At 64.5% G+C, this 13,016-nt stretch carries 11 protein-coding genes; 9 read left to right on the forward strand and 2 right to left on the reverse strand.

Going from position 1 to position 13,016, the window contains the following annotated elements; all coding sequences use genetic code 11:
* The 6 genes from ACQ4MJ_RS11050 (at window position 1) to ACQ4MJ_RS11075 (ending at window position 4,904) form a co-directional block, all read left to right on the forward strand.
* A complete protein-coding gene (locus ACQ4MJ_RS11050; RefSeq protein ID WP_431152658.1) occupies window positions 1-540 on the forward strand; it encodes a DUF411 domain-containing protein in 540 nt (179 codons plus the stop codon).
* Complete coding sequence (locus ACQ4MJ_RS11055; protein ID WP_055400753.1) at window positions 537-893, forward strand: copper-binding protein; 357 nt, start codon at window positions 537-539, stop codon at window positions 891-893. The genes ACQ4MJ_RS11050 and ACQ4MJ_RS11055 overlap by 4 nt, the downstream gene beginning before the upstream one ends.
* Window positions 894-959: 66 nt before the next feature.
* A complete protein-coding gene (locus ACQ4MJ_RS11060) occupies window positions 960-1,967 on the forward strand; it encodes a P1 family peptidase (protein WP_431152657.1) in 1,008 nt (335 codons plus the stop codon).
* A 142-nt stretch (window positions 1,968-2,109) separates the two neighbouring features.
* Window positions 2,110-2,907, forward strand: a complete 798-nt coding sequence (locus ACQ4MJ_RS11065) for a lectin (protein ID WP_431152655.1) — start codon at window positions 2,110-2,112, stop codon at window positions 2,905-2,907.
* A 13-nt stretch (window positions 2,908-2,920) separates the two neighbouring features.
* Entirely contained in the window at window positions 2,921-3,448 is a 528-nt protein-coding gene (locus tag ACQ4MJ_RS11070; protein WP_431152654.1) for an EF-hand domain-containing protein, read from the forward strand.
* Between the two features lie 133 nt (window positions 3,449-3,581).
* Complete coding sequence (locus tag ACQ4MJ_RS11075) at window positions 3,582-4,904, forward strand: TAXI family TRAP transporter solute-binding subunit (protein ID WP_431152652.1); 1,323 nt, start codon at window positions 3,582-3,584, stop codon at window positions 4,902-4,904.
* Window positions 4,905-4,995: 91 nt separating this feature from the next.
* Here ACQ4MJ_RS11075 and ACQ4MJ_RS11080 read toward each other — a convergent pair whose 3' ends face one another.
* Both ACQ4MJ_RS11080 and ettA read right to left on the reverse strand, forming a co-directional pair.
* Complete coding sequence (locus tag ACQ4MJ_RS11080; protein WP_431152651.1) at window positions 4,996-7,419, reverse strand: DUF1631 family protein; 2,424 nt, start codon at window positions 7,417-7,419, stop codon at window positions 4,996-4,998.
* Window positions 7,420-7,479: 60 nt separating this feature from the next.
* On the reverse strand, window positions 7,480-9,141 hold the full coding sequence (gene ettA / locus ACQ4MJ_RS11085) for an energy-dependent translational throttle protein EttA (protein ID WP_055400762.1): 1,662 nt from the start codon (window positions 9,139-9,141) through the stop codon (window positions 7,480-7,482).
* Between the two features lie 243 nt (window positions 9,142-9,384).
* Here ettA and ACQ4MJ_RS11090 point away from each other — a divergent pair, with 243 nt between their 5' ends.
* The 3 genes from ACQ4MJ_RS11090 to ACQ4MJ_RS11100 all read left to right on the forward strand — a co-directional run bounded on the left by ACQ4MJ_RS11090 (window position 9,385) and on the right by ACQ4MJ_RS11100 (window position 13,012).
* A complete protein-coding gene (locus ACQ4MJ_RS11090; RefSeq protein ID WP_431152649.1) occupies window positions 9,385-11,214 on the forward strand; it encodes a DEAD/DEAH box helicase in 1,830 nt (609 codons plus the stop codon).
* 94 nt (window positions 11,215-11,308) lie between these two features.
* Window positions 11,309-11,863 carry a nucleoside-diphosphate sugar epimerase gene (locus ACQ4MJ_RS11095; protein WP_238385692.1) on the forward strand — a complete coding sequence of 185 codons (555 nt, stop codon included), beginning with the start codon at window positions 11,309-11,311 and terminating at the stop codon, window positions 11,861-11,863.
* A gap of 33 nt (window positions 11,864-11,896) precedes the next feature.
* Complete coding sequence (locus ACQ4MJ_RS11100) at window positions 11,897-13,012, forward strand: endonuclease/exonuclease/phosphatase family protein (protein ID WP_431173702.1); 1,116 nt, start codon at window positions 11,897-11,899, stop codon at window positions 13,010-13,012.
* Window positions 13,013-13,016: the final 4 nt, after the last annotated feature.

The raw sequence follows: 13,016 nt of genomic DNA on the forward strand, positions 1-13,016 counted from the left end.
ATGACCAACTCACGCAATCCACGCTCCGCATCCACCGCAGCCCACCCTGCACGACGCCAATGGCTCACCACCGCACTGCCTTTGCTGGGTGCGGGTGTGGCCGTCGCCCTGCTGCCCGGCCTGTCCCGAGCAGCCACCAACACCCCAACACCGCTGGAGGTGTGGAAAGACCCGAACTGCGGCTGCTGCCAGGACTGGGTGGACCACATGCAAGCCAACGGTTTTGCCGTGAAGGTGCACGCCACCGGCAACAACGCCGTGCGCGCACGGCTGGGCCTGCCGCAAAAGCTGGGCTCGTGCCACACCGCCCTCGTCGGCGGCTATGTGGTGGAAGGCCATGTGCCTGCCAGCGACGTGCGCGCGCTGCTGCAGCAAAAGCCCAAGGCCCTGGGCCTGGCGGTGCCTGGCATGCCCGTGGGCTCGCCCGGCATGGACGGCCCTGCGTATGGCGACCGGCGTGACCCGTACGACGTGCTGCTGGTGGCGCGCGACGGCAGCACCCGTGTTTTCAAAAGCTACAACAAGAAGGCATCGACATGAAAATCCTTTACATCCCACTGGTCGCCAGCCTGCTTCTCCTAGGCGCAGGGCCCGCTCTGGCGCAAGCCCCCACCGCTGCAGCCTCCGATAGCCACAACAGCCACCATCCGGCCCCGTCGGCGACCCAAGCGGAACTGAGCGAAGGCGAAATCACCCGCTGGGACCCGCGCACACTGCGCCTCACCTTGAAGCATGGCGAGATCAAGAATCTGGAAATGCCGCCCATGACCATGGTGTTCCGCGTGGCGGACGCCAGCGTGGTGGGTGACATGAAACCGGGTGACAAGGTGCGCTTTCGGGCAGAGCAGGTCAATGGCGCTTACCACGTCAAGCAGATCGAAAAGGCCCCGTGATCCCCCTGCCGGCTGACTGACGTCGCACAAGCCAGCTCGTGCGCCCGGGCACCATAATCGACGGCCATGAGTTCTCAACACGTTCTGGCCGGCAGCGCTGGCAGCATCACCCGCGTGGCGGGCATCGAGGTGGGCCACTTCACCGAAACCCGCCGCCCCACGGGTTGCACTGTCATCATCACCCGCGACGGCGCCGTGGCCGGTGTGGATGTACGGGGCGCAGCACCCGGCACGCGCGAGACCGATCTGCTCCACCCCTCCAACCTGGTGGACAAGGTGCACGCCATCATGCTGGCCGGAGGCAGCGCCTGGGGGCTGGATGCCGCCACCGGCGCTGTGCGCTGGCTGGAAGAGCGCAACATCGGCTTCGATGTGGCCGTGGGCCGCTTGCCCATCGTGCCTGCCGCCGTGCTGTTTGACCTGCTGGTGGGCGACATGCACATTCGCCCCGACGCTGCGGCGGGCTACGCCGCGTGCGATGCGGCATCCACCGCCGACCCGGCCGAAGGCAATGTGGGTGCGGGCACGGGTGCGGCACTGGGCAAGATCTACGGCATCCAGCGTGCCATGAAGGGCGGCATTGGCACCGCCTCTGTCACGGTGGATGGCGTGACGGTGGGCGCACTCATCGCCTGCAACGCCCTGGGTGACGTGATCGACCCCGACACCGCACAAGTGATTGCAGGCGCCCGCACCGACGACGGCCTGCGCCTGCGCGACACGCGCCGCGCCCTGCTGCGCGGCGACCCGCCCCAGCCCCTGCTGGCGGGCACCAACACCACCATCGGCGTGGTGGCCACCGACGCCGTCATCACCAAGGTGCAGGCCCACCGCCTGGCCGTGGCAGCACACGATGGCCTGGCGCGCAGCATCAACCCGGTGCACACCATGTCCGACGGCGACACGCTCTTCAGCCTGGGCACCGGCCGCGCAGGCAAAAGCCTGGGCATGATGGTGCTGGCCACCATGGCGGCCGAGGCCACGGCCATTGCCACGGCACGCGCGGCACGCGCGGCGCGGTCCATCACCACGGCGGAAGGTTTGTACTTGCCGTGGGCTGGTGAGTTGGGGTAAACAATGGTCATGGGGCCATCGCCCATGAGCCCATATGATGCCCACACCGCGCGCAGGGCTCAGGCGCCAGAACACGCCCGGAGCGCACTGCGGCCCCCACGCGCCAGTCTTGCCACCCTATCTATCGCGACAAGGAGAATTCATGAAAGACCTAACCCGTCTGCGGCACAACTGGTTGTTGTGCCTGCCTTTGCTCCTGAACACCCAAGCCACGATCGCCCAGGACCAGTTCGTGGACCTGCAATCCAACGGTGGCTACACGTCCTATCGCCTGCCGGACGACACCACCCAGGTGGACCTGAGCGCACAGACACAGGGGGCTTGCCGTTTCAATCGCACCTGGGGCTATGACCTGACGAACCGGGAACTTTGGACCAACGGGGGGTGTGGCGGCCGCTTCCAGATTACCCGCAGCTACGCCTCTGGCAACAACAGTGGCTCCAACGCTGGCGCAGCTGTGGCCGCGGTGGCCGCCATCGCGGGCCTTGCGCTGCTGGCCAACCACAACCGGCACGACAACGACCGGCGACCCGAGTACCCGGACTATCCCGGCCAAGGTGGCGACTGGGGGCGAGAAGTCCGCGTGGACGGCCGCCTGTGCCTGGACGTGCGGGGTGGCAAGTTCCAGCCAGGCACCTCATTGCAGGTGTATGAATGCAACGGCACCGCGTCCCAGCGGTTTGCTGTGGGGCGCGGGGGTGAGATCCGGGTACGCGACCTGTGCGTGGACGTGGACCGTGGCGACCCGCGCGATGGCGCACGGGTGGTGCTGTGGTCGTGCTCAGGCTCGCGCAGCCAAAGCTGGGCCACCCGGGGCGGCCAGATCGTGAGCCAGCTCACCGGAAAATGCCTGGACGTGGAGGATGGCCGGGTCCGCCAGGGCGCACACACCATGGTCTGGCCCTGCAACCGCAGCCCCAGCCAACGCTGGTGGTGGTAAGGAGGGCCCAATGATGAACACAACCCACACCCCACACGCTCTGCGCACCATGCGCTTGCTGTGCAGTGCAGCGGCGGCAGGCACCTTCGCTCTGGCATGTGCATCCGCCGCGCAGGCAGCGGATGCCCCGGTGTCTTCCCCCACATCCCCACCCAAGGTGACCACCACGGCCCAGAAGCCAGCAGCACCATCGCGCGCCAACCGGCTCCAGGCGATCTGCTCGTCTGCTGACCTGAACCACGACGACAAGGTGTCTCTGGAGGAGTTTCACCGGGACATCGTGCAAGGCTGGCACAACCTCTCGCCCGATGCGACAGGCCATGTCCAGCTCTCCGACCTGGCCCAGGTGCCGCGCATGGGCAAAGGCCGCCTGAAGCGACTTGCAGCCGTTGACACGGACAGCGACGGCAAGCTGTCGTTCAAGGAAGTCGTTGAAAGCCGCATGGCCTATTTCGACGCGGCGGATACCGATCAGGACGACCAGCTCTCCCTTCCGGAATGTGTGGCTTACGAGCGCCAGCGGCGCGGCAGCAAGCCATAGATCTCAGGAACTCCTGTCGCTCCTGGCCCCATGTGCCTGGAGGGCGTACGCCACAGCCGCATGAGCAACCACGGGGCCTCGGATGGTCGCAGAGGCCTCGTGGTTGCTCCACCCCATGTTCAGCACTTATTCCATGTCCCAGGCTTTCCGCAATACCCTGCTTTCTCTGCGCGATCTGATCGTGTCGGCCGGTCCTCTCGCGTTTTTGGCGGTGGGACTGCTGGTGCTGGCGTACTGGTGGCTCAACCCCAACCCACCCAAAACCGTGACGCTGGCCACAGGCCCGGCGCAAAGCGCTTACGAGGAGTTTGGCAAGCGCTACCAGAAGGCGTTGGCGGAGGACGGCATCGAAGTGCAGTTGCTGCCCAGCGACGGCTCTTCGCACAACCTGCAGCTGTTGCGAGAAGGCAAGGCCGATGTGGCGTTTGTGCAGGGTGGCACGGCCGAACTGCAACCCGATGATGCCGACGAGCTGGTGTCTCTGGGCAGCCTCTTTGTGGAGCCCGTGTGGCTGTTCTACCGTGCAGAGACTGCACAACGTGCGTACAACACGCCGCGCATCGACAGCCTGCGGCAGCTGCGTGGCTGGCGGGTGAACGTGGGCTCGGACGGCAGTGGCGTGCCCAAGTTGATGGAGCGTCTGCTCGACGCCAACAAGGTGGCGCCTGGTGCGGTGCAGATGTCCCGGCTGGAGCAGACGCCAGCCACTGTGGAATTTCTGGCGGGCAGACTTGATGCGCTGGTGTTCGCCTCGGCCCCTGAATCGCTGATGGTGCAGATGCTGCTGCAGACACCCGGCGTGCAGTTGCTGGACTTTGCCCAGCACGAGGCCTATGCGCGGCGGTTTCCGTTCCTGACGCCGGTCACCTTGCCGCGCGGCGTGGTGGACCTGGCAGCCAACGTGCCCACGCGGGATGTGCGCCTGGTGGCATCCACCACCTCGCTGCTGGCGCGCGATGCCACGCACCCTGCCCTGCTCACCCTGTTTGCGCAGAACGCGCAGAAACTGCACGGTGGATCGGGCTGGTTCAACCGGGCCCGCGAGTTCCCCAACTCACGCAATAGCGAACTTCCGATTGCCAAGGAAGGCGACCGGGCCATGAACGAGCCGGTGCCGATGCTGCAACGCTACCTGCCGTTCTGGATGGCGAACCTGATTGAGCGCATGTGGCTGGTACTGGGCATTTTGCTGGCGATCATGCTCCCGCTGTCGCGCGTCGTGCCGCCGCTGTACCAGTTCAGGGTGCGATCACGCGTTTTCCGCTGGTATGGCCGGCTCCGTGAGATTGAAAACGACATGGAGGCTGGCAACATTGACGCCGCCGAGCTGCTCAAGGCCCTCAATACGCTGGAGGCACAGGCTGAAAAAGTGAGCGTACCGTTGTCCTACGCAGACGAGTTGTACGCGCTGCGTAACCACATTCACCTGGTGCGCAAAAAATTGCTCCGCACTTGAGTGCACCGCTGAGTTGAACGCCTCTTTTCTGCAGGCAGCAGGCGAGGTAAACGGCCGAATGTGTTTTTGGAGCGCCTGAAGGGCGCCCGCACTAGCGAGTCTTGGAAGACTTGGAGCCCAGCGAGGCCAATTTGGAGGAAGGAGCGCCGCTGGCCGCCTTCCGGGATGATCCTGCTGCAACAGAGTCCAGAACACGGGCTGTCGTGGAAACCGCCGGAACCACCCGCAAGGAGCCGTCCGCAGCCAGCTTGTCACGCATCCGCCGGGTCATGGATTGCGTGCTCGCATCGGGTGCTGTGAAAAGGAACAGGGTGCCGTGTGGGCTGGCCCAGGTAAGTTGCGTGCGGACGACCCGGCCATTGGTGACCAGCTCGACCCATGCGCCAATCACAAAGTCAGCATAGGGATCAGGCGCATCCACGGGCGCCTGAACACTGTCCTCGGGGGCCACAGCGGAGGCTTGCGCTTCAGCAGGGGTTGCTTCTTGGGCCACCGGCTCGGGTTCTGGCTGAGGCGCCGCCACAGGTGCGGGCGCTGGCTTTTCAAAGGCCGACTGATGCAGCCCCACCAAACGCTGCAAGAAGGCGCTGGTCTGCACTGCGGGGTAATTGATGGTCTTGAGCCCCTTGCGCAGCTTGGCCAGCAGGCCGGGAATGGCCTCGTTCAAGCGCTCAGGTTCCTGGCGGGTCAGGTCGGGTTGGGCGCTCCATAACAGCACAGGCACCAGCGCCAGGTAGCCACCGGGGTCCTCATCCTGCCGATCCCCGCCCTTGAGCACCTGCGCCAAGGCAATCACATCCGCCCATGGGCCGGCGGCAAAATCGAGCACGTCGGCAGGCACGTTCTCCAGATCAGGCAGCCTGCGGATGTCGGCCGCAGTCTTTTCGGCCAGCATTTCCCGCTGCTCCGCTTGGAGCAAGGCTTTTTGCTGCGCTTCCTGATGGGCCTTGATCTTCTGCTCCTGAGTCTCCCAGGCAGACTGCAGGGCCTTGAGCACGGTATCAAAAGGCCCTGCATCTTTGATTTCGTTGGCAGTCAGGTGCTCCACCGCCCCTTGTACCAAGCGCATGAAACTGCTGAACCCCGGCGTTGCTTCTGCGGTGAACGCCAGGCTGCGTTGCGTCAGCTCATCCAGCAAACGGCGCGCGGGATGGGTGCCATCGGTGAAAAAACGCCCATCGTGTGTCACCAGTTGTTTGAGTGCGGGCTCCAAACTCTTCACAGCCTTCTGCACGGGCGGCAGAAGGCGAGCATCCTGGGCAATGTTCTCCATCATGCGGCCAACCACCTCAATGGCCATGGCCGGGGATTGGGTGGCCGCCTCCATCGGCATGGCCGCGTACACCACAGGAGCCACACCCGGGCCCCGCCACCCCGTCAAAGGCGCCGACAGCGAAGCTGCCTGGCTGCCGCTGGCGAGCCTTCCCACCAAGCGTTCGAGCTGGGCCATGTCCTCGATGGCCTCGGCCGCTGCACCCACAGGGTAGTAACCACCGCCTTGCGGCATCGGTTGGGCACCCGCAGGAGGCACACCCCACGCAGGCTGCAAAGCCACCGGCTGCGAAGGCATGGCGCCATATGCGCGTGGATCAAAAGGATCTCCGCCAGCCAACATCTGGCGCAGGATGCCCACCGTCAACAATGCTTCTTCTGCGGCTGGCGCCATCGGCGATTGCAGGGAATCGCCACTCCAGCCAGTGGAAGGCCCCATGCCACGGCCATAGCCGGTGTTGCCATAGTCCCCCATGGGCGCGCCCATCGAATTGCCATAGCCGGAGTACCCCCCACCATAGCCGGTACCCATGCCGGTGTTGGTGCCAGGGCCACCGTAGCCACCGCCACGACCCGCGTTGCCGCCGGGCGTGCCGAGCACCGCGTACCCCACGGGCTGAACGCCATGCTCGCGCAGGCTGGCAGCCGTTTTTTTGTATTCATCCACCAGCAGCTTACCCAACAGGTCGCGCATGTGCTGCATCCACAGCTGGCGCACTTCGGGCGATACGCCAGTGTCTCCCACCACTTGCTGGAGAGCGCGGATATAGCTTTCGGGGCGCAGTGGGTTGCGTTCGGGTTGCACACTGCGCAAGCCCTGTGCGGAACTGACGAGGGTGTTGAGTTCGGCCAGCACCGCATCAGTGGCATGCAGCGCCGATTGCTGCGCCTTGGACAGCTCCACCTGCGCCTGCATCTCGTTCTCATCCATGAGCGAGAGTTCACCGAAGTCCATGCCGGTGTCCTCGGCAGAACTGCGGCCTTTGGCAGCGGGACCTTCGGCAAAAATCTCCAGCAGGGCCATGGGATAACCCTTGACCAGCGCAGCTTCATGCTGATTCAGCAAGCGCAGGCTGTCACTGACCAGATTGCGCTGCTGGATATTGCGGACGACAGACTCCTCACCCGTCAGGGCCCCTTGCGTGACCTTGACCAATTCCTGCATCAACGCCTCGCCGCCGCGCACGGCGTTGACGACACAGGCGCGGAAAACAGTTCTCGAACGAGAAGCAGTCTGGGACATGGTGGGGAGGAATCGATCGGACAACAGGTTTCCAGATGCAATGCTACTTGACCTGACGCCTTATTTGAGGGCTTTGAACCTCATTCGTTTGGGTTTTGCTCCTTCTTCACCCAGGCGCTTCTTCTTGTCGGCCTCGTACTCCTGGTAATTGCCGTCAAAGAACGTCCACTGGCTGTCACCTTCAGCCGCCAGGATGTGGGTGGCGATCCGGTCCAAGAACCAGCGATCGTGGCTGATTACCAACATCGTGCCGGCAAATTCCAGAAGCGCGTCTTCGAGAGCCCGCAAGGTTTCCACGTCCAGATCGTTGGACGGCTCGTCCAGCATCAGCACGTTGCCGCCCGCAATCAGGGTCTTGGCCAGGTGCAAACGACCGCGCTCCCCCCCTGAGAGCATGCCGACCTTCTTTTGCTGGTCGCCGCCGTTGAAGTTGAAGCGACCGCAGTAGGCGCGGCTGGCCATCTGGAATTTGCCCACGTTCAGGATGTCGAGCCCGCCCGATACGTCTTCCCAGACGGTCTTGTCATTCGACAAGTCATCGCGGTGCTGGTCCACAAAGGCCATCTTGACGGTGGAGCCGATAACGACCTCCCCCGCGTCCGGCTTTTCCTTGCCCGCAATCAGCTTGAACAGCGTGGACTTACCGGCGCCGTTGGGCCCGATGATGCCGACGATGGCGCCTGCAGGAATGTTGAAGCTCAGGTTGTCGATCAGCACGCGGTCGCCAAACGACTTGGTGACGTTCTTGAACTCGATCACCTGGCTGCCCAGACGGTCCGCCACGGGGATGAAGATTTCGTTCGTTTCGTTGCGCTTCTGGTATTCGTAATCGCTCAGTTCCTCAAAGCGGGCCAGACGGGCCTTGCTCTTGGCCTGGCGGGCCTTGGGGTTCTGGCGCGACCATTCAAGTTCCTTCTTCAGGGCCTTGGCGCGGGCTTCCTCACCCTTTTGTTCGGCTTCCAGACGGGCGCCTTTCTGGGTCAGCCAGTCGGAGTAATTGCCCTTGTAGGGGATGCCGGACCCACGGTCCAGTTCCAGAATCCATTCGGCGGCGTTGTCCAGGAAGTAGCGATCGTGGGTGATGGCCACCACGGTGCCGGAGTAGCGCTGCAGGAACTGCTCCAGCCAGTCCACCGATTCGGCGTCCAAGTGGTTGGTAGGCTCGTCGAGCAGCAGCATGTCGGGCTTGGACAGCAGCAGGCGGCACAGCGCCACGCGGCGTTTTTCACCACCGGAGAGCACGCCGATGTTGGCGTCCCACGGTGGCAGGCGCAGCGCGTCGGCGGCGATTTCCAATTGGTGCTCGGAGTCGGTACCCGCCGTTGCAATAATGGCTTCCAGCTCGGCCTGTTCGGCGGCCAGCGCGTCAAAGTCGGCATCTTCAGCGCCATAGGCGGTGTATACCTCTTCCAGACGGGCCTTGGCGGCAAAAACCTTGCCCATGCCGGCTTCCACGCTCTCCCGCACGGTTTGTGTCGGGTCCAGCTGGGGTTCCTGGGGCAGATAGCCGATGTTCAGACCGGCCATGGGGATGGCCTCGCCTTCGATTTCCTTGTCAAGGCCCGCCATGATCTTCAGGAGGGTGGACTTACCCGAACCGTTAGTCCCCAATACGCCAATCTTGGCGCCGGGGAAGAAGCTCAGGGAGATGTCTTTCAAGATCTGCCGCTTGGGCGGCACGATCTTGCCGACGCGATTCATGGAAAAAACGTATTGGGCCATTGAGTGTCAAACCTGCAAAAATGAGCAGAAATTCTGCGTGCAAACCGAGATTATCGGGCCATGCGACAATACCCACCGTAGCGGGCTCCAGTTGCCCGCCACATCAGCACACTGCTGGGGACGAAGGAAGCATCAACTTCCAGGCTCCCACTCTTGAACCTCATCGGCTTGAGACTGGCTCGACAACCTCCCGGTTGCACGACAGGCCGATACCCAGCGCCCCGGACGGGCGCATCCAAAGACATGACATTTGACGAACTGAACCTGGCTCCTGCCATCCTGAAGGCCGTGCACGAAACGGGCTACGAAACCCCCACGCCGATTCAGGCCCAGGCCATTCCCGCCGTGCTCGCAGGCCACGACCTGCTGGCTGGCGCGCAGACTGGCACCGGCAAGACCGCCGCGTTTACCCTGCCCATGCTGCACCGCCTTTCGCAAAGCGCTGCCCCCAAGAACAAGTTCGGTGGCAAGGGCATCCGTGCCCTGGTGCTGACGCCCACCCGCGAACTCGCCGCCCAGGTGGAAGAATCCGTGCGCGAATACGGCAAATACCTGGATATCAACTCCACCGTCGTCTTCGGCGGTGTGGGCATGAACCCGCAGATCGACCGCGTCAAGCGCGGGGTGGACATTCTGGTGGCCACGCCCGGCCGCCTGCTGGACCTGCAGCAGCAGGGCTTCCTGGACCTGTCGACCGTGCAGGTGCTGGTGCTCGACGAGGCCGACCGCATGCTGGACATGGGTTTCATCCACGACGTGAAGAAGGTGCTGGCCCTGGTGCCCAAGGACAAGCAAAGCCTGCTGTTCTCGGCCACCTTCAGCGATGAAATCCGCGACCTGGCCAACACCCTGCTCAAGAACCCTCAGAGCATCCAGGTCACCCCCAGCAACACCACCGTGCAGCGCATCTCGCAGGTGATTCACCCCGTGGGCCGTGGCAAGAAGAAGCAGGTGCTGCTGCATATCATCCAGCAGCACAACTGGAGCCAGGTGCTGGTGTTCACCCGCACCAAGTTTGGTGCCAACAATGTGGCCGAGTTCCTGACCAAGAACGGCGTGCAGGCCATGGCCCTACACGGCAACAAGAGTCAGAGTGCGCGCACCCAGGCACTGGCAGGCTTCAAAAGCGGCGAAATCCGCGCTCTGGTGGCCACCGACATTGCAGCGCGCGGCATTGACATCGACGACCTGCCGCACGTCGTCAACTACGAAATCCCGAACGTCTCTGAAGACTACGTGCACCGGATTGGCCGCACGGGCCGCGCTGGCGCTACCGGCGAAGCCGTGAGCCTGGTCTGCATGGACGAAGAAGGCTTCATGATGGACATCGAGCGCTTCACCAAGCAGCAGATCCCGGTCCAGATCATCGAAGGCTTCGGCCCCGACGCGGGCGAGAAGGCAGAGCCCATCGCCATGGGCCGCCAGACCATCTGGGGCGGTGCAGGCAAGCCCCCGAGCCGTGACGTGATGCAGGCAGCCGCCAAGGCAGCCCGCAGCGAAATGATGGACCGCATCCGCACCAACAAGGCCGGCCAGGGTGCTGGCGGCGGCGGTGGCGGTGACCGCGGCCCCCGCAGTGGCGGCGGCGGTGGTGCCCGTGGTGGCCGCGCCGGTGGTGCCCCTGCTGCAGCGGGCGGTGGCGGCAATGGTCCGCGCGGTGGCCGTGCCGGTGGTGGCGGTGGCGCCCAGGGCGGCGGCGCACGCGCTGGCGGCCAGGCACCTGCACGCGGCCGCTCCGGCGGCAGCGCCGGTGGCGGAGGCGGCGGCTACGAAGGCGGCAATCGCTACGACGACTCGCAACCCCCACGCGCGAATGCCCACCTGGGCACGCACATGGGCCATGCCAACCCAGGCCATCGCAACTCCAGCCATGCAGGCGGCGGCGCTGGCGGCCAGCCAGATCCCATGCGCACCAGCGTGGACAGCTTGGGCGGCGGCGGTCGCCGTGGCGGTGGTGGCTATCGTGGCAACAACGGTGGAGGTGGCGGCTATGGCGGAGGCGCGGGTGGTTCTGGTGGCCGGGGCAACGGGTCTCGTGGGCCGGGCGGTTCTCGCGGCTCTTTTGGCCGCTGATCCGTCGGTAGGCAAAAATACAGCCCATACCGGCACAGCGCCGGGCGAAGCGCTGCCACCCGAGGTGCATGCGCTGTATGCCCTTGGTCGGCGCATGCCTGACATCACGCATCCACGGCTGCACCTGCACGCAGTGGATTTTGCGGCCTTGGGCGCCCGGCCCGCGGTCCCGGCCCTGCCGCATGTAGATGATGTCTACATCACGTTGGGGACGACCATCGCAGCGGCCGGCAGCCAGCAGGCTTTTCGCGCGGTGGACCACGACGCGGTGATCGCCACCGCGCGCACAGCGATGGCGGCCGGTGCCACCCGCTGCGGGGTGGTAACCGCCATGGGCGCAGACGCAAATTCCCGCATTTTCTACAACCGTATCAAAGGCGAGGTCGAGCAGGCGCTCAAAAGCCTGGGCTTTGACACGCTCGTGATCGCGCGCCCATCCTTGCTGCTGGGTGAACGCCGGGCTCTGGGCCAGGCCGCGCGCCCCGCCGAGTCCCTGTCCATCAAGGCCTTCAAGTTGCTGGACCCGCTCATCCCCGCCAGCTACCGCGCCCGCCCCGGTGCCGATGTGGCGCGAGCGCTTGTCCATGCCGTGCAAACGCGGCCTTCGGGGCTGCACGTCCTGTCAGGCAACGCGCTGCAGGTCTTCTGACCTCCTCCCCAGTCCACTGCAGTTGCCTGTGCGATGCTGTGGCCTATGCGCCCCAACGACTTCCCCCAGCCCCTGGCCACTTTGATGGTGGCCACCTGCAATGTGCTCAACCTGGCCAATCCTGGCCGCCAGTTCTACGAGAACCAAGACCCCTACAGTCAGACGGAGTTTGATCGCAAGCTCACCTGGCTGGGCGACCGGTTTCGCATGCTCAATGCCGACGTGCTGGCAGTACAGGAGGTGTGGGACGACGCAGCATTCAAGGGCGCCCTCGGCCGCAGCGGCCTGCGCTACGACTTCGTGGCGGTACCCGGGGCGGAGAACGATGCGACGCACACTGGAGCACAAGGCACGCCCCGGGTGGGCATTGCGACACGGCTCAAGGTGGATGCCTTGCAGTCGTTTGCGGAATTTCCTCCGGGCTTCCAGGTAGAAATACCGGGCCTGGGCCTGCACACGCGCTTTGAACGGCCGCCTCTGGTTGCAACACTGCGCATGAAACACGGACAGAGCCTGAACGTACTGACGGCCCACCTCAAATCCAAGCGGCCCAAGTTCCTGCAGGATGCACAGGGCAACCCCACGGAAGACCGGGACGACCGCAAGGTGATGGCGCTGGCATCGTTGCGCTCGCTGATCATGCGGGGCGCCGAAGCCATGGCGCTGCGCTGCCTGGTCATCGACCTGCTGCACCGCACCAGCGTGCCGCTGGTGGTCTTGGGCGATTTCAATGACACCCCGGACAGCGTCACCACACAGCTCATCTGCGCCACCAATGAGATCGCCTACGACCGCTCGGCACGCGATGTCGCGCTGTTCAATGCCTACGACCTGCAGGGCGATGCGGCGCTGAAGAAGGATGTCGCGTACTCACACATCCACCAAGGCTCGCCCAGCGTGCTGGACCAGATTCTGGTGAGCGAGGAGTTCGTGCACAACGGCAGGAACAGCATGGGCGACGTGCGGCGCGTGGACTACTTCAACGACCACCTGCACGAAGGACGTGACAGGACCCGATCGGACCACGGTTTTGTGCGCGCACTGCTGCGGCTGAAGATGGCACAGCAGACGGAGCCCTCACCTGCACCGTCCACCTCCGCCGGCACCTCGCTGGCCTCGAATCCAGTCCCATCGGCCCCAAAACTGTGACATC

The sequence above is a fragment of the Acidovorax facilis genome (genome assembly GCF_050626955.1).
GTDB lineage: Bacteria > Pseudomonadota > Gammaproteobacteria > Burkholderiales > Burkholderiaceae_C > Acidovorax > Acidovorax facilis.